At 70.2% G+C, this 15,426-nt stretch carries 18 protein-coding genes; 7 read left to right on the plus strand and 11 right to left on the minus strand.

What is annotated here, in order from left to right; all coding sequences use genetic code 11:
• Nucleotides 1–331: 331 nt before the first annotated feature.
• Together MKK63_RS31340 and MKK63_RS31345 are read right to left on the minus strand one after the other, a co-directional pair.
• Nucleotides 332–772, minus strand: a complete 441-nt coding sequence (locus MKK63_RS31340) for a DUF1489 family protein (RefSeq protein WP_244008362.1) — start codon at nt 770–772, stop codon at nt 332–334.
• 125 nt (nt 773–897) lie between these two features.
• Entirely contained in the window at nt 898–1,914 is a 1,017-nt protein-coding gene (locus MKK63_RS31345) for a hypothetical protein (RefSeq protein WP_244008363.1), read from the minus strand.
• Nucleotides 1,915–2,047: 133 nt separating this feature from the next.
• On the opposite strand from MKK63_RS31345, the gene MKK63_RS31350 reads away from it, so the two are divergent.
• The 5 genes from MKK63_RS31350 to MKK63_RS31370 all read left to right on the plus strand — a co-directional run bounded on the left by MKK63_RS31350 (nt 2,048) and on the right by MKK63_RS31370 (nt 7,133).
• Nucleotides 2,048–3,223, plus strand: coding sequence for an MFS transporter (locus tag MKK63_RS31350; protein WP_244008400.1), 1,176 nt, complete (start codon nt 2,048–2,050; stop codon nt 3,221–3,223).
• A 51-nt stretch (nt 3,224–3,274) separates the two neighbouring features.
• On the plus strand, nt 3,275–4,426 hold the full coding sequence (locus MKK63_RS31355) for an ABC transporter permease (protein WP_409564583.1): 1,152 nt from the start codon (nt 3,275–3,277) through the stop codon (nt 4,424–4,426).
• Nucleotides 4,427–4,451: 25 nt separating this feature from the next.
• Nucleotides 4,452–5,252: an ABC transporter ATP-binding protein gene (locus MKK63_RS31360; protein WP_244008364.1), complete on the plus strand. Its 801-nt coding sequence runs from the start codon at nt 4,452–4,454 to the stop codon at nt 5,250–5,252.
• A gap of 95 nt (nt 5,253–5,347) precedes the next feature.
• Entirely contained in the window at nt 5,348–6,430 is a 1,083-nt protein-coding gene (locus MKK63_RS31365) for an MlaD family protein (protein ID WP_244008365.1), read from the plus strand.
• 121 nt (nt 6,431–6,551) lie between these two features.
• Entirely contained in the window at nt 6,552–7,133 is a 582-nt protein-coding gene (locus MKK63_RS31370) for an ABC-type transport auxiliary lipoprotein family protein (RefSeq protein WP_244008366.1), read from the plus strand.
• Between the two features lie 7 nt (nt 7,134–7,140).
• On the opposite strand, the gene MKK63_RS31375 is transcribed toward MKK63_RS31370, so the two are convergent.
• The 3 genes from MKK63_RS31375 to thiE form a co-directional block, all read right to left on the minus strand.
• Nucleotides 7,141–7,767, minus strand: coding sequence for a helix-turn-helix domain-containing protein (locus MKK63_RS31375; RefSeq protein WP_244008402.1), 627 nt, complete (start codon nt 7,765–7,767; stop codon nt 7,141–7,143).
• A 107-nt stretch (nt 7,768–7,874) separates the two neighbouring features.
• The gene (gene thiD / locus MKK63_RS31380) at nt 7,875–8,690 is read right to left on the minus strand and encodes a bifunctional hydroxymethylpyrimidine kinase/phosphomethylpyrimidine kinase (RefSeq protein ID WP_244008367.1); all 816 of its coding nucleotides are present in this window, start codon (nt 8,688–8,690) and stop codon (nt 7,875–7,877) included.
• A complete protein-coding gene (gene thiE / locus MKK63_RS31385) occupies nt 8,687–9,394 on the minus strand; it encodes a thiamine phosphate synthase (protein WP_244008368.1) in 708 nt (235 codons plus the stop codon). Before thiE ends, thiD begins: the two co-directional genes overlap by 4 nt.
• Before the next feature lie 285 nt (nt 9,395–9,679).
• Between thiE and MKK63_RS31390 the strand changes: the two genes are divergently transcribed.
• Nucleotides 9,680–10,675 carry an NUDIX hydrolase gene (locus tag MKK63_RS31390; RefSeq protein ID WP_244008369.1) on the plus strand — a complete coding sequence of 332 codons (996 nt, stop codon included), beginning with the start codon at nt 9,680–9,682 and terminating at the stop codon, nt 10,673–10,675.
• A gap of 53 nt (nt 10,676–10,728) precedes the next feature.
• Here the strand turns inward: MKK63_RS31390 and MKK63_RS31395 are convergent, their stop codons facing one another.
• Together MKK63_RS31395 and MKK63_RS31400 are read right to left on the minus strand one after the other, a co-directional pair.
• Nucleotides 10,729–11,007 carry a helix-turn-helix domain-containing protein gene (locus MKK63_RS31395; RefSeq protein ID WP_244008370.1) on the minus strand — a complete coding sequence of 93 codons (279 nt, stop codon included), beginning with the start codon at nt 11,005–11,007 and terminating at the stop codon, nt 10,729–10,731.
• 15 nt (nt 11,008–11,022) lie between these two features.
• On the minus strand, nt 11,023–11,184 hold the full coding sequence (locus tag MKK63_RS31400; RefSeq protein ID WP_244008403.1) for a hypothetical protein: 162 nt from the start codon (nt 11,182–11,184) through the stop codon (nt 11,023–11,025).
• A 221-nt stretch (nt 11,185–11,405) separates the two neighbouring features.
• On the opposite strand from MKK63_RS31400, the gene MKK63_RS31405 reads away from it, so the two are divergent.
• Nucleotides 11,406–11,966 (plus strand): sugar O-acetyltransferase, encoded by a 561-nt coding sequence (locus MKK63_RS31405; RefSeq protein ID WP_244008371.1) that lies wholly within the window; start codon nt 11,406–11,408, stop codon nt 11,964–11,966.
• A gap of 8 nt (nt 11,967–11,974) precedes the next feature.
• Here the strand turns inward: MKK63_RS31405 and panB are convergent, their stop codons facing one another.
• The 4 genes from panB to MKK63_RS31425 all read right to left on the minus strand — a co-directional run bounded on the left by panB (nt 11,975) and on the right by MKK63_RS31425 (nt 15,339).
• Complete coding sequence (gene panB, locus MKK63_RS31410; protein WP_244008372.1) at nt 11,975–12,793, minus strand: 3-methyl-2-oxobutanoate hydroxymethyltransferase; 819 nt, start codon at nt 12,791–12,793, stop codon at nt 11,975–11,977.
• A gap of 107 nt (nt 12,794–12,900) precedes the next feature.
• Nucleotides 12,901–13,488 (minus strand): rhodanese-like domain-containing protein, encoded by a 588-nt coding sequence (locus MKK63_RS31415; protein ID WP_244008373.1) that lies wholly within the window; start codon nt 13,486–13,488, stop codon nt 12,901–12,903.
• Between the two features lie 12 nt (nt 13,489–13,500).
• Nucleotides 13,501–14,328: a quinoprotein dehydrogenase-associated SoxYZ-like carrier gene (locus MKK63_RS31420; protein ID WP_244008374.1), complete on the minus strand. Its 828-nt coding sequence runs from the start codon at nt 14,326–14,328 to the stop codon at nt 13,501–13,503.
• A gap of 42 nt (nt 14,329–14,370) precedes the next feature.
• Nucleotides 14,371–15,339: a quinoprotein relay system zinc metallohydrolase 2 gene (locus tag MKK63_RS31425; RefSeq protein WP_244008375.1), complete on the minus strand. Its 969-nt coding sequence runs from the start codon at nt 15,337–15,339 to the stop codon at nt 14,371–14,373.
• Nucleotides 15,340–15,426: the final 87 nt, after the last annotated feature.

The following is a 15,426-nucleotide window of genomic DNA, read 5'->3' on the forward strand; positions in this document are numbered from 1 at the left end:
CCCACAACGGGGGGGGGGACGGCTGGAAGGGCACGGCGCCGTGGCTGGTGCCGGGGTGGCGTGCACCCGGCCGCAGACCGCGAACGGGGGGTGGCAGGACCGGGACGCCGACAAGGCGCCGCGACGAGAAAGACGGCACCGGCCGGGGACCATGCCCGGTCGATGCCGCGGTCGCCGCGGGGATCGGATCCCGCGCGTACTTGGCCGAGACCTGGGTTCCCGCGGCGTCCCGCGTCCCTCGTGTTGCTTCTTGGGCCATGCCCCCGGCGCCAATGGCGGGTGGGGACGATGAGGCGTGTCAGGCACCCACACAGAACCCTGCCCCGCCCCGTCACAGCAGCCCGAGGCCGACCAGTTCCCGCCGCAGGGCCTCGGGCATTTCGGCGAGGTCGCCCGAGGCCGCCGCGCCGAGATCGGCCGGCGCGTCGCCGGCCGTGAGATAGCGCCAGCCCTGGAACGGGCGGTACGGCCGCGGGGCGACCGGAACGAGGCGCGGGTCGAACACCAGCCGGCAGCGCGGAATGCCGTCCTCGCCCGTGAGTGGTTCGATGGCGGTGATCGCCTGCCGGCAGGACAGGGTCCCGCGGATCACCCAGTAGATCGAGCCCTGGCCGGTGATCTCGCGGTGGCGCTTCGGCAGGGTCCGGGTGACGTGGACCGGCGCGGCAGGCCGCCCGTCCCGCTGCGCCTCGGCCCGGTAGCGCGCCTGCCGCGCCTCGAGGTCGGCGATCGAGGCGGGGCCGACGCAGAGCTTGATCAGGTGCAGGGCCACGGGCGGGCGGTCTCGGAGGTCTCGGCGGGGCGCCCCTGATAGGGCATGCGGCGCGGAAGGGGGATGCGGCTTCGCAGATTCGTGATCCGCCGACGGATGTCCGGGGCGATCCCGGGGCGGGTCGCTCAGGCGAACAGCGCCAGCCGCTCCTCCGGCGGCAGCGCATCGATCTCGGCGAGGCTCAGGACCGTTTCCGGTTCGCCCTGCTGGGCCTGACCCCCGTCCGGATCGGGGGCGTCCGCGGCGAACCCGGACCAGTCGAACGCGTTCGCGTCGCCGGCCGGCTCGTCGTCCGAGGCGCTCTCGGCCACGGCGCTTTCGTCTTCCGGGCTCTCGGAGACCGCGTCCTCGGAGACAAACTCCTCGGGCTCGGGCTCGCCGGCGACCGGCAGGAACACCAGATCCTCGTGCAGCGGCAGGCTTCCCGGACGGGCCACCAGGGCGGCGGCCGTGACGGCCGGGACATCCATGCCGATATAGCGGTCGATGTCGCTCTGGCAGAGATCGGACGCGCCGATCTCCGGGGGGCCGGCTTCGGTCAGCGGCGGGACCGGCTCGGCCTCCTCGCCCCAGATCGCGATCATCGCCGACAGGCGATCTTCGAGGTAGCGCAAGGTGTAGACGATCCGGGCGGTGCGCTGCGCGGTGAGGTCCTGGAACGAGCAGGCGGTGTAGATCGCGGTCGCGTGATGGTCGAGGGCGTCGCAGGCCGCCGCGTCGGAGCCCGCCTCGCGCAGGGTCCAGGCCGCCTCCTGGATCGCCTCGGCGGAACCGAGGATGTCGGAGGTCGCCCGCTCGGTCTCGCGCACGATGCCGTCCAGCGCCAGCGACGCCTGGACCAAGTGCGTCTGCTCGTGGTTGGCGGCGCTGATCGCGGCGATCTCGGCCTTGGTCCGGCTGATCGTGTCGGCCATGTCGACGAGGTTGCCGCGCAGGTGTCCGAACGCCTCGTGGCCGCGATCCGCGGTGACGGTCCGCTCCAGGCGGGCGATCGCCCCAAGCAGCATCTCGGTCTCGGCGCCGCGGTTGCGGCGGGTGTGTTCGGCCAGGAACCAGCGCCCGCGCTCGGTGTCCGAGATGGTCGCTTCGATGGCCTCGTACTCGGCCAGCGCGTTCGGGCTCGGTGTTGCGGGACCGGACATGGGTTTCCCTGAACGCGGGCTCGGCGCACGCGGCAATGCGGAATTTGACAGGATCCGTTTAACGGGCGCTTACGGGGCGCCCGCCGCGGGCTTCGTCCGCACGCGCCCCGAAGCCCCCGCCCCGAGCCTCACCTTGCCCCGCCCGTCCGGCCCGGCGCGCCTGTCGCTGCTCTACGCCGTGGTCTTCACCGAGATCGGCATCGCGATGCCGTTCATGCCGCTCTGGCTCGACGCCCTGGGGCTCGATGCCGCGGTGATCGGGGTGCTGCTCGCCCTGCCGATCGCCACCCGGATCGCCGCGACCGCGCCGCTGATGAGCCTGCTCGACCGGGGGCTCGGGCCACGCCGGATGATCCTCGCCGGCAGCCTCGTGCTCAGCCTCACCTATGCGCTGATGCCGGGGGCCGCCGGGATCGGCTGGCCGCTGCTCGCCGTATTGATCGTGCTGAACGCGGTGGCGGGCTCACCCCTGGTGCCATGCATCGACTACCTGACCCTGGCGGCCGTGCGCCGGGACAGCCGCCTCGCCTATTCCCGGATCCGGATGGCGGGCTCCATCGCCTTCCTGCTCGCCAATCTCGCGGGCGGGTTCCTTCTCTCGGCGCTCGGCGGAAAGCTCGCGGTGCCGCTGCTGCTGACCGGCCTCGCGCTGGGGGCCGCTGTGGTGGCTTGGCGCAGCCGCTCGGTGACGGGGTTGCCGCACTCCGAAGCCGGGGCCGGCCGGCCGAAGCTGCCTGCGAGCCTCTGGCTCTGCATCGGCGCGGCCGCGGCGATCCAGGCGAGCCACGGGGCGATCTACGGGTTCGGCAGCATCTACTGGACCAGCGCGGGCATCCCGGCCGCCTGGGTCGGGTCGCTCTGGGCGGTCGGCGTGCTCTCGGAGATCGTGCTGTTCGCCGCCATGCCCACCCTGCCGGCCGCGTGGCGCAGCCCGGTGCGGCTCCTGAGCCTCGGCGCTGCCGCCGCGATCCTGCGGGCGGTCGGCATGTTCCTGATCGGCGACCGTCTCGCCGCCCTCGTGCCGCTGCAATGCCTGCACGGGTTGACCTTCGGGGCGACGCAGCTCGGCGCCATGGCGGCGGTCTCGGCCTATGCCCCGGACGGGGCGCGGGGCCGGGCGCAGGGCACGCTCAGCGCGGTCAATGCCAGCATCGCCGTGGTCGCCACCCTGGTAAGCGGCTTCGCCTATCGGGCCGGCGGCCCCCTCGCCTTCCTGCTGATGGCGCCGCTCGCCGCTGCCGGCCTCGGGCTGGCCCTCGCGTCCCGCCATCCGGCAGGGGTGAGGACCGACACGAATCGTCAACCGTAATGTCGACATAACCGCCCGGCAGGGTGGCGCTGCGATCGAGGAGAGAGGGTCTTGCTGAGTCAGGGCACTGTTCCCGCCACCCCGGCGGGTGCATCGGTGCGGGACCGGCCGGAGGACGGCCGGCTGCAGCTCGACGGTCGCTGGACCGCCGACCAGGCACCCGCCGTCGAGGCCGCGGCCGCGCGCATCGCGGCCTCCGGCCGGGCGGGCCCCGTAGCGCTCGACCTATCCGGGATCGAGCGCCTCGACACGCTCGGCGCCTGGGTGCTGGAGCGCACCCGCGCGGAGATCGAGCAGGCGGGCGGCACCTTCGCCTATCTCGCTGTCCGGCCGGAGCACCGCACCCTGCTCGGCGAGGTCCGCCTGCGCGAGCCCGAGCCGCCGGCGCCGCGGCGGCATGGCCCGATCGTCGGCGCCCTTGACGCCACCGGCCGCCAGACCGTGCGCGGCGGGCAGGAATTCGTCACCGCCCTTGCCTTCCTGGGCGAGCTGATCGCCGCCTGCGGCCGCGTTGCCCTGCGGCCCGGGACCTTCCGGGGCAACGCCCTGATCAACCAGATCCAGCAGGTGGCGCTGAACGGCACGCCGATCATCGTGCTGATTTCGTTCCTGGTCGGCGGCATCGTCGCCCAGCAGGGGATCTTCCAGCTCCAGCGCTTCGGCGCCCAGACCTTCGTGGTCAACCTGATCGGCCTGCTGATCCTGCGCGAGATGGGCGTGCTGCTCACCTCGATCATGGTGGCCGGCCGCTCCGGCTCGGCGATCACCGCCGAGATCGGCTCCATGCGCATGCGCGAGGAGGTCGATGCTTTGCGCGTCATGGGCCTCGACCCCGTCGAGATCCTGATCGTGCCCCGGGTGCTCGCCCTGATGATCGGCCTGCCGATGCTGACGCTGATCGGCGACATCGCGGCGCTCGCCGGCGGCGGCATCACCGCTATGCTGTATGGCGGGCTGACCCTCGATCAGTTCCTCGCCCGGCTCCAGGCGGCGGTGGGCGTCCACCACGTGATGGTCGGCCTGATCAAGGCGCCGTTCATGGCGCTGATCATCGGGGTGCTCGCTACGATCGAGGGGTTCGCCGTGGAGGGCTCGGCGGAATCCCTCGGCCGCCACGTCACCGCATCGGTGGTGAAGTCCATCTTCATGGTCATCCTCTTGGATGGCCTGTTCGCGGTCTTCTTCGCCGCGATCGATTTTTGAGCCCCGCCCGGTGATCGCCCCCGCCATGAACGTGCACGCCGAAGCGGATCCCGCCCCGATCATCCGCGTGCGCGACGTCGTGGTCGGCTTCCGCGACCGCAACATCCTCAAAGGCCTGAGCCTCGACATCCGGGCCGGTGAGATCCTGGGATTCGTCGGGCCATCGGGCCAGGGCAAGTCGGTGCTGACCCGGACGATCCTCGGTCTCAATCCGAAGCGGGCGGGCACGATCGAGGTGTTCGGCCGTGACGTCGATCAATTGAGCTACGCCGAGCGGCGCCGCATGGAGCAGCGCTGGGGCGTGCTGTTCCAGCAGGGCGCGCTGTTCTCGGCGCTCACCGTCAAGCAGAACATCCAGGTGCCGATGCGCGAGCACCTGAACCTGTCCGAGCGCCTGCTCGACGAGTTCGCCCGGCTCAAGATCGAGATGGTCGGCCTGCAACCCGACGCCGCCGACAAGCTGCCCTCGGAACTGTCTGGCGGCATGATCAAGCGCGCGGCGCTCGCCCGCTCCCTGGCGCTCGATCCCGAGATCCTGTTCCTCGACGAGCCGACCTCGGGCCTCGACCCGATCGGCGCGGGCGAGTTCGACGACCTCGTCTCGACCTTGAAGGAGACGCTGGGGCTGACCGTCTTCATGGTCACCCACGACCTCGACAGCCTCTACACCGCCTGCGACCGCATCGCGGCGATCGGTGACGGCCAGATCATCGCGGCCGGCACGATCGAGGAGATGCTGGCGAGCGACCATCCCTGGCTGCGCTCGTACTTCCACGGCAAGCGCGCCCGGACCATCGCGACGGGTGGCGCTGCGGCCCATGCCTAAGCGTCGTCCCGACCCAATCCCGCCCCGCTCCCGCTCGGGAGCCGGGGCCAGACGCCCGGCAGGATCCCCGCCGGGCAGACACACAGGCTGAGCGCATGGAAACCCGCGCGAACTACGCCCTGATCGGGGCCTTCACCATCGCCGTCATCCTGGCGGGGTTCGGCACCGTGCTGTGGCTCTCCGGCGGCTCGTCCCGGCAGGTCAGCCAGACGGTGCGGATCGTCTTCTCCGGCTCGGTCGGAGGCCTTTCGCGCGGATCGAGCGTGAACTTCAACGGCATCAAGGTCGGCGAGGTCACCGACATCCGCCTCGCCCCGCAGGATCCGCGCCGGGTGCTGGCCCAGATCAAGGTCGACCCCTCGACCCCGCTTCGGGCCGATACCCGCGCCCGGCTCGATTCGGCGATGCTGACGGGCGTCTCGGTGATCTCGCTCTCCGGCGGCAACGCCGACGCGCCGGTGCTGACCCCGATGGCCAATGGCGAGCCGCCGACCATCTTCGCCGATTCCTCCGACATGCAGGACATGATGGCGCTCGCCCGCCAGGTGGCGCAGCGAGCTGACGACATGCTGGCCCGCCTCGACCGGGTCGTCTCGGCCAACGAGGGAGCGATCAGCCGGTCGCTCGCCAACGTCGATACCTTCTCGAAGACGCTGGCCGATGCCGGTCCGAACATCTCGGCGCTGGTCAAGGCGGTGGACGGAGCGAAGCTCGGCCACGTGATCGACAATGCCGACCGCTTCTCCGCGGCCCTGTCCAAATCGAGCCCCGACATCGAGGGCGCCGTGCACGATGCCCGCTCGCTCGCCGCCAAGCTCAACGCCTCGGCCGACAAGATCGACGCGGTCCTCAACGGCGCCCAGGGCTTCCTCGGCTCGGCTTCCGGCCAGGAGGGCTCCAGCACCTTCGCCGAGATCCGCGCGGCGGCGATCTCGGTGCGCGACGCCGGCAAGGCCTTCCGGGTCATGTCGGAGAATCTCGACAAGCGCACGGCCAGCATCACGACCAATTTTGGCCGCCTGAGCGGCACCGGCCGCCGGGAGGTCGAGGCCCTGTCGGGGGACGGCCAGCGCACGCTCAGCACCCTCAACCGCACCGTGCGCAGCCTGGAGCGCGACCCGAGCCAGGTGATCTTCGGCGGCAAACCATCGTTGCCGGAATACAACGGCGGCCGGTGAAAACGCCGCCCGCCGGGTCGATGTGTCCCGGCGCACGGCACAGATACCAGCGCCGGGTAGTTTTAACGGCATAGCTTATACAACTCCGCCGTTCGTCGGCGGGGTTCCTCAGGTCATGTGTATGGTCCGCTCGTCCCATATCGCCGCTACTGCGCTGCTTGCCGCCCTGCTGGGTGGCTGCGGCGGCGGCGCGGCGCCGCTGACCTTCGATCTCGCGGCCCTGCCTGCGGCCGGGCGGCCGGTGGCGGCCGGCCGTTCGATCGCGGTGTCGGAGCCGGTGGGCATCCAGCCCTTTGAGGCGGACCGGATCATCGTGCGCGAGAGCGGTGGGTCACTCGCCTTCCTGGGCGGTGGGCAATGGGCCGATCGACTGCCGCGGCTGATCCAGTCCCGGATCATCCAGAGCCTCGAGAATTCCGGGCGGCTGCGCTCGGTGAGCCGGCCCGGCGACAAGATCGTGGCCGATTACCAGCTGGTCAGCGAGATCCGCGCCTTCGACGTCCAGTCGGTGACCGGTGAGGCGGTGGTCGACCTAGCGCTCAAGCTGGTGGCTGACGGCACCGGGAAGGTGACCGCCGCGCGGATCTTCGTGGCCCGGGTGCCGGTGGCCAAGATCGACGCCGGCAACGGCGCGCGCGCCCTGGATCAGGCGCTCACCACTGTGCTGGCCGACGTGGTGCGGTGGGTGAATACGGGGCGCTGAGCGCACCTCACTCCATCACGGCGGCCTTCAGGATCACCACCATTGTGGCCCGGGCCGGACCCTCGGTGCAGCGCACGAGGTGGGGGCGATCGCAGCGGTAGCGCAGGGTCTCGCCGGCCCGAGCCCGTTGCACGATGCCGCCGATCTCGACCTCGAACGCCCCTTCGCCGACCGACAGCGATTCTACCGAGCCGCGCTGGTGCGGGTCCGAGTCGAGGACGCCACCGGAATCGGCTGAGACCTCGTACCATTGCAGCCACTCGATCGTCTTCAGCCAGCCGATGATCGCCAGCCGCACCTTCCCATCCTCGGAGACCAGGATCGGCGTATCCGCCCGGGAGGTCTTCTCGATGAACGGCTCCTCGTCGCCCGTCGCCAGGACGCGCTCGATCGACACGTCGAGCGCCTGGGAGAGCCGCCAGATGGTCGCCAGCGTCGGGTTGGTCTCGTTGCGCTCGATCTGGCTGATGATCGACTTGGCCACACCCGACTGCTCGGCGAGTTCCGACAGCGAGAGGTTGTAAGCCTTGCGCAGCCGCTGGATGGTCTTGCCGAGTTGCCCGGAAAGCACCTGCGCGCCCGTCAGCAGGTCGCGCCCGCGCGCCCGGTCTGGCCGTTCCGCCTGATCCTGCATTGTCACCGGCCCGCCCGCGCCGTTCCATTATCCGAACGATCGTGCGCTTCTTCAAACGCAATCGTCGCCCGGTTGCAAGGCGATGGAGATCGCGCCGGCTCTTCGAGCTACGCCCAGAGGCCGTGAAAATGGTGGACCGGCCCGTGGCCCGTGCCGACCTGGAGCTGGTCCGCGGCGCCGAGGGCTGCCGTAAGATAGGTCTTGGCCTCCGCCACCGCGGCCGGCAGCGCAAGGCCGCGGGCCAGACCCGCAGCGATGGCCGACGAGAGGGTGCAGCCGGTACCGTGGGTGTTGGCGGTGGCGATCCGCGGCGCCACCAGGGTCTGAAGGGTGCCGTCCGCCGTGACCAGATGGTCGATGCTGTCGCGCCCCGTCCCGTGTCCGCCCTTGATCAGAACCGCCCGGGCGCCGAGCGCCAGGAGTCGCCGGGCCTGGGCAGCGGCGGTTGCCGGATCCTCGGCCACGGACTCGCCGAGCAGCACCGCGGCCTCCGGCAGGTTGGGGGTGATCAGGTCGGCCTGCGCCAGCAGCCGGTCCCGGAGAGTCGCCACGGCGTCGTCGGCGATCAGCCGGTCGCCGCTCGTGGCGACCATCACGGGGTCGAGGACGACGGGGATTGCCCCGGCATGCCGCGCGAGGCCCTCGGCCACGGCCACGATCACGTCGGTCCGTGACAGCATGCCGATCTTCACGGCGCGCACCGCGAGGTCGGAGAAGACGCTGTCGATCTGTCGAGCGACGAACTCCGCCGGCACGTCGTGGATGCCTTGAACGCCCCGCGTGTTCTGCGCAGTCAGCGCCGTGATCACGCTGGCCCCGTAGACGCCAAGCGCCGAGAAGGTCTTGAGGTCGGCCTGGATGCCGGCGCCCCCGCCTGAATCCGAGCCCGCGATAGTCACGGCGATTGGGGTGGGGTCGCTCATCGCGCCGCGCGCTCCGTCAGGGCGGTGTCGATCCGTGTGCGCAGGTCTTGGGCCCGCTGGCGCACCGGCTCCGCGCCGAACAGGGCGGTGATCACCGCGACCCCATCCGCCCCCGCGGCGACCACGGCGGCGGCGTTCTCCGGGCCGATCCCCGCGATGGCGCCAAGCGGCAGGCCCGCGCCTCGGGCGAGCCGAGCCCGGAAGGCGATGCTGGCGAAGCCGTCGAGGCCGACCGGTGGGTCGGGATTGTCCTTGCTGGTGGTGGCGAAAACGCCGCCGATGCAGGCGTAGTCCACGGGCAGCCGGTACAGTTCATCGGCCTGCGCCGTGGTCTTCACGGTGAGGCCAATGATCGCGCCCAGCCCCAGGAGCCGCCGGGCATCGGCCGGGTGGAGGTCGCTTTGGCCGAGATGCACGCCCTCCGCCCCCGCTGCGAGGGCGAGGTCGACGCGATCGTTGACGAGCACAGGCACCTGCCCACCCACCGCCTCGCGGATCGCCCGGATCCGCGCCAGGGCGGCGCGGGCATTGGGGATGTCCTTCTCACGGTACTGCAACAGCGTGCAGCCCCCCGCGACCGCCTCGGCACCGAGCCGCGCGAGACGGTTGCTGTCGCCGCCGAGTACGCCGACATCGAGGAGGCCGTAGAGCCGCAGGTCGACCGCCTTGCCCCCGGTCTGTGCAGCGTTCGCGCTGGCTGGCATCGGTCTCGCCTGGCCTCCGTCCCCGTCGGCTCGGGGCCGACCCCTTCAGAAGGGTTCTGTTTGGTCAGACGCGGTCGCCTTGGCAAGCGCGCCGTGAAGCGCCTTATTGGAAGCGTCCGCCATGGCCCTGCGCTCCTCGAGCGTCATGCGGCGGCGTTGACGCGCGGTGATCCTGTCCCCCTATAGGCGGGATCCGCCGGGACGCGCTCCGCCGATGCGAGCGCTGGTGTCCGCGGAAACGTTCGGCTTGAGAGCGCATTCGATAGGACGGGTGGTCGAGGGACAATGACGGTTGCCGCGGCGCAGACGGGTGCGCGCGGGGCGCAGGCCCTGCCGGAGCGCTCTTCCGTGGGCCTCGTTGCGGTGATCGTCGCCGCGACCGGGGGAGAGCCGCGCGCGCTGACGATCCGCGTGCCCGATCAGGCGCAGGGCCGCGGCGACGGCCTGCCAGCCGGACCGCTGGTCCCGGAGCACGCAACCCTAGAGCGCGGCCTGCGCGCCTGGGTGGAGCGGCAGACGCATCAGCGCCTCGGCTATGTGGAGCAGCTCTATACCTTCGGTGACCGCGACCGCTCGGGGGCCTCGGAGCAGTCGGGGGTGCATTCGCTGTCGGTGGCCTATCTAGCGCTCGTCCGTGAGGAGCGGCCGGCTGGCCTCGCCGAGGCCGCGTGGCAGAACTGGTACCGCTACCTGCCCTACGAGGATTTCCGTCAGGGGCGCCCGTACCAACTCGACGCGATCGAGGCGCGGCTCGCGGCCTGGGCGGCCGAGCCCGCGGATTGCGCCACCCGCACCCGCCGCTTCGACCGCCTGGGCCTGACCTTCGGCATGAACGGCGGCACCTGGAACGAGGAGCGCGTGCTGGAGCGCTACGAATTGCTGTTCGAGGCCAGGCTGATCCCGGAGGCCGGCGGCAATACCGGCCCGGCGCTTCCGAACGACCCGACCGGCGTGCCTATGGCGTTCGACCACCGGCGGGTTCTGGCTACCGCGATCGGGCGGCTGCGCGGCAAGATCAAGTACCGCCCGGTGGTGTTCGAGCTGATGCCGCCGGAATTCACTCTGCTCCAGCTTCAGCGCACCGTGGAGGCGCTCTCGGGCACGCAGCTGCACAAGCAGAATTTTCGCCGGCTCGTGGCGCAGCAGGGGCTAGTGGAAGAGACCGAGAGCGTCACCAGCGGCGCCGCCGGGCGGCCGGCGCGGCTGGTGCGGTTCCGGCGGGAGGTGCTGCTGGAGCGCCCAGCGCCGGGGTTGCGGCTGCCCTTGCGGCGGGTGGGGTGAGAGAGCCTCATACCTGTGGCCGCAGGCGGAGGCGCCCCGTAGATGCTTGTCCTTCAGCCGACCGCTTTCGCCACCATATCGGGATGCTGCTCGATCACCCGCACGTAGGCAATGGCGACATCCGGCGCGGCGGTCCGCGCCTGCTCCCAGTCGCGCAGCGTACCAATCGGAACCCGGAAGCGGCTGGCGAACTCGGACTGCGACAGGCCGAGCCCGGTCCGCGTCCTGCGGATCAGGCGTGCGCGCTGGCCGCGGGCCACCGCTTCGTCCGTCGCGTCGAAATCCTCGGCATCGGCCGGGTCAGCCGGCAGCGCGATAGACTCGTTCTTCACCCGTGTTGCTCCTTCTCACCGAGATGAAACGGGGCTGGTCCGCCCGCCAGACGAACACACCAGTGAACAGTTTCCCGCCACCAGCCCGACCGCCTTGAACCTTTCCTCTCCGTCGATCTCCCGAATGGAGGGGATGAGCAGATGATGGCCGTCCTCAAAGATCTGGTCACCAAACACCAGGGACAGCTGGTGCTTCCTGCGATTGGTCGCATCCTGGGCGGGATCAAACCTGTCGGCCGTCATTGAGTGGGATCATACGGAATTTCCGTATGATCATCAGCCGTAGGTCCTAACGGCACTGCTATGGGCGCCGCATATTGCCGTGGCCTTCATCAGGCCGTGGCCATCATTCAAGCGGAGGATCGGCGGCCGCCGCCGGGCACCGCAGGAGAGCCCACATGACGACCAAGACCGAAAAGCAGAAAATGCTGTCCGGCGAGCCCTACAGACCGGGCGACCCGGAACTCGCCACCGACGCGCGGCGCGCTCGCGCCTGGATGGTCCGCTACAACGCCACCCTGGCGGCCTCCCCCGACGAGCGCCGCGTCCTCCTGCGCGAACTCCTCGGCCACGTCGGCGAGGGCGCGGTGATCCGCCCGCCGTTCTTCTGCGATTACGGGCAGCACATTTCGGTCGGCGACGGGGTGTTCCTCAACTTCAACTGCGTGATCCTGGACGTCGCCCCGGTCTCCATCGGCGATCTCACCCAGGTTGGCCCCGGTGTGCAGTTCCTCACCGCCGACCATCCGCGCGATCCGGAACTGAGGCGGGCGGGCCTAGAATCTGGCCGGCCCATCATGATTGGGGCGAATGTCTGGATCGGCGGCGGCGCACTGATCCTGCCTGGCGTCACGGTCGGCGACGATGCCATCATCGGCGCGGGCGCCGTCGTTACCCGTGATGTGCCGGCGGGCGTTACTGTCGTCGGCAATCCGGCGCGGCCGCTGCCGCCGGGCTGAGGGCGAGCCTACCCGTAGGTGTGGTCCGCCGCCGGGAAGCGCCCGGCCCGCACTTCCTCCGCGTAGGCCTTCACGGCCTCCTCGATGTGGCTCCGCAGGCTCCCGAACTGGCGCACGAATTTCGGTGTGCGCTCGGAGAGGCCGAGCATGTCCTCCAGCACGAGGATCTGACCGTCGCAGACAGCCGAGGCGCCGATGCCGATCGTGGCCGCCGACACCCGCGGCGAGGTCGCGATCGCCCGCGCCACCGGCTCGACGATGCCCTCCAGTACGATCGCGAAGGCGCCGGCCTCGGAGATCGCCCGGGCATCCTCCAGCAAGCGGCGCTCGTCGTCGGGCGCCCGTCCCTGGACCTTGAAGCCGCCCATCGTGTTCACGGCCTGCGGGGTCAAGCCGATATGGCCCATCACCGGCACGCCGCGCTGGACCAGGAACGCCACCGTCTCGGCGAAATGAGCGCCGCCCTCCAGCTTGATCGCGCCGGCGCCGCTCTCCTTGAGCACCCGGGCGGCGCTGAGGAAGGCCTGCTCCTTGCTCGCCTCGTAGGAGCCGAACGGCATGTCGACCACCACCAGCGCCTTCTCGGTGCCGCGGATCACCGCCTGCGCCTGAAGGATCATCATCTCCAGGGTGACGGGAATGGTCGATTCCATCCCGTGCATGACCATGCCGAGGGAATCGCCCACGAGGATGAAATCGCAATAGGGATCGACGATGCCGGCCGTGTGGGCGTGGTAGGCGGTGAGCGCGATGATTTTGCGCCCCTCGGCCTTGCGCTTGCCGATATCGATCGCCCGGAGCCGGCGGGACTGCACGACCTGCGACATGGTTCATATCCCTTTCGGCGGCGCGTCTCTCCCTCCCCCCGCAGAGGGGAGAGGGCATGCGCGTCGATGAGGCACGAAAACCCTCTTACACCGGGAGCCGCCGCCGGTCAGCGCCCCGCCTGCGGCTCGGCCCCCGCCTTCCATGCCGGATCGACGTGCAGGCTCGCCGTCTCGTTCTTGTCCTGCCAGCCCTCGACGCCCTCGGGGAACCAGCGCACGCCTGTATATCCCTTCAGCACGAGGCGCTTGCCGGCGTTCCAGCTGCCCCAGCACTCGACATGGCAGAACACCACGACCGGCTTGGCTGTGTCGCCGCCAGTCAGCTCCGCGACCCGCCTATAAAACAACGCTTCCCGCTCGGGGGCCAGGGGCTCGGCACCCGCCTCCGGCATCCAGACCGCCCCGGGGATCGAGGGATGCACCGGCAGCCAGAGCCGTCCGGCTGGAAAGTTCGACGGTTTGCGGTCCGGGGCTGCCACATCGATCAGCGCCGGCTTGTTTGGCCCCGCCATCAGAGTGGTGAGGCCATCAGCGTCGATCACGGTGGCGCCCTTCAGGGTCGGCGGCGTGTAGCCCTTCGGCGGCCCGGCATAAAGCCCGTCCGGCTCGGGCACGGCGACCGGAGATTCCGCCGGGGCGGCCGCGAGGCACAGGAGCGCCGCGCAGGACGCCGCGACCCGGACGATCAGGCGCATGTCCCGCATCGCTCAGTTCGTGGGGCTCGGCGGATTGAAGCTGTGCTGCCAGCGTCCGCCCTGGTTGTCGGAGGCCGCGACTTGGATCGGCTTCCCGTCCGGCTTGAACGCAAAGTTGATCACCGGATTGGACGAGATCGAGATGTCGCCCGTCAGGGTGAAGATCGTCTGGTCGCCGGCCGAGACGGTCAGCTTGTCGATGTAGCGCGCCGGCGTGTACTCGCGGGTCACTTGGTTCATCTGCATGCCGGAGAAGTTCGGGTGACGCACCATCAGCGTCGCCTCGACTGGCTTGCCGGGCTGGGTTTCGGCAAACTTCATGCGCATGTCGCCCATGCCCTTCATGGCCTCCTCGTCGCTCATGCCCATCGGGGCCGAACAACCGCCCGACGCCTTCACGAACTGCTTGGCCTCGTAGAGCTTGCCGTCGTGCGTCTCCACCACAGCGTGCATGTCGGTGTAATTGTTGACCCGCACGCGCAGCTTCAACTCGGCCGGATCGGCGGCCGGGCCGAACTCGAAGTGGGCCGCGTAGGGCGCCGGGTTGTCGTCGATGATCAGCGAGACCGCCTTGATCTGCCCGTCCTTGGGCATGGTCAGCGTGATCGGCACCAGGGCGGCGTCGAGCGCCCGGGCCGGCGCCTCGATCTTCACCAGACTGTCGGTCTGGGCGATCTGCCGGTCGCCGAAGATCGACTTGGCGATCTCCTGCCAGCGGGCCGTGCGCTCCTGCTCGGTGTCGGAGGCGCCCGCGGCCCACGCGACGGGGGTGAGCGCCGTCGTGGCCAGAGCGAGGCCGAGGGCGAAGCTTGAAACCGTCTTTCCGATTCTGAACGTCATGGCGTGCCTCCCGATGTGATCAGATATGGTGGTCGCGAAAACCTATTCCCACTCGAGTTCCTGGTAGGCCACGGTGACGTTGCGACCGTTATAGGTGTCGAACAGGGCCCATTTGTCCCGCTGGTCCCGGGCGACGCTGTCCACCGCCTTGTCGATCGGCACATCTTTGGCGATCGCAGCGCGGGTGCCGTCGCGCAGCGCCGTCAGGTAGCCGGTGAGGTCGGCCAGCGCCGGGGCGAGGTCCACCGCCACCGGCCCGTGGCCCGGCACGGCGCGGGCGGGACCCATGGCCTTCAGGCGCTCGATCTCCGTGAGCCAGCCCTTCAGGCTGCCGTCGAGGGACGGGATCCGGTTCACGAACAGCAGGTCGGCGGGAAACAGCAGGCCGCTGCCGGAATCGATCATCGACAGGTCCGAGGTGGTGTGGGCCGGCCCGTGCGCCGTGAAGGTCAGGCGCCGGTCGCCGAGATCGACCTCCGCGGTGTCGGCGACGCTCATCGTCGGATAGACCACAGGCCCGGTGCGGTCCTCGCCGAGCAGGTCGATCAGGCGGCTGCGGTAGAACTCCCCCCGGGCGGAGAGCGCTTCGGTGAGCTTGGCGTGGCCGATGAACACGGGCTTGTCCGCCACGAAGGCCCCGGCCCCGAACACGTGATCCGGATGGACATGGGTCAGCACCACGTGGGTGACGGGTTTTGGGGTGCGCTTGGCGATCTCGGCGCGCAGCCACTGGCCATCCGCGAGGCTGCCGCCGGATTCCGTCACCAGCACGCCGGTCTTGCCGATCAGGAAGCCGATATTGGCGATGGCGTCGGCATTCTCGGGGCTGGCGTCGGCGATCAGGCCCTTGCGGACGAAGATGCCGGGGCCGACCTCCTCCAGCGTGAACGATTCGGCGGCGCGGCCCAGAGTCGGCAGGCAGCACAGGCACAGGCCGCCGAACAGGGTGCCCCGCCGCGACAGGGCACGGCCGCCCGCGAGCGCCCCCGGTTGGACGGCGGAAGCCGTCATGCCGCATCCTCCTGTTGTTCTTGTCTACCATTAGGTAGGTAGATTTCCGTTCCGTCAAGTGGCACAGAAGGAGCGGGACGGGTGCCG

The sequence above is a fragment of the Methylobacterium sp. J-088 genome (genome assembly GCF_022829295.1).
Taxonomy (GTDB): domain Bacteria; phylum Pseudomonadota; class Alphaproteobacteria; order Rhizobiales; family Beijerinckiaceae; genus Methylobacterium.

Coding starts and splice junctions, on each gene's coding strand:
- MKK63_RS31345 (WP_244008363.1), bottom strand. CDS start 1,914: ATGTCCGGTCCCGCAACACCGAGCCCGAACGCGCTGGCCGAGTACGAG.
- MKK63_RS31360 (WP_244008364.1), top strand. CDS start 4,452: ATGAACGTGCACGCCGAAGCGGATCCCGCCCCGATCATCCGCGTGCGC.
- MKK63_RS31365 (WP_244008365.1), top strand. CDS start 5,348: ATGGAAACCCGCGCGAACTACGCCCTGATCGGGGCCTTCACCATCGCC.
- MKK63_RS31370 (WP_244008366.1), top strand. CDS start 6,552: ATGGTCCGCTCGTCCCATATCGCCGCTACTGCGCTGCTTGCCGCCCTG.
- MKK63_RS31375 (WP_244008402.1), bottom strand. CDS start 7,767: ATGCAGGATCAGGCGGAACGGCCAGACCGGGCGCGCGGGCGCGACCTG.
- thiD (WP_244008367.1), bottom strand. CDS start 8,690: ATGAGCGACCCCACCCCAATCGCCGTGACTATCGCGGGCTCGGATTCA.
- thiE (WP_244008368.1), bottom strand. CDS start 9,394: ATGCCAGCCAGCGCGAACGCTGCACAGACCGGGGGCAAGGCGGTCGAC.
- MKK63_RS31390 (WP_244008369.1), top strand. CDS start 9,680: ATGACGGTTGCCGCGGCGCAGACGGGTGCGCGCGGGGCGCAGGCCCTG.
- MKK63_RS31405 (WP_244008371.1), top strand. CDS start 11,406: ATGACGACCAAGACCGAAAAGCAGAAAATGCTGTCCGGCGAGCCCTAC.
- panB (WP_244008372.1), bottom strand. CDS start 12,793: ATGTCGCAGGTCGTGCAGTCCCGCCGGCTCCGGGCGATCGATATCGGC.
- MKK63_RS31415 (WP_244008373.1), bottom strand. CDS start 13,488: ATGCGCCTGATCGTCCGGGTCGCGGCGTCCTGCGCGGCGCTCCTGTGC.
- MKK63_RS31420 (WP_244008374.1), bottom strand. CDS start 14,328: ATGACGTTCAGAATCGGAAAGACGGTTTCAAGCTTCGCCCTCGGCCTC.
- MKK63_RS31425 (WP_244008375.1), bottom strand. CDS start 15,339: ATGACGGCTTCCGCCGTCCAACCGGGGGCGCTCGCGGGCGGCCGTGCC.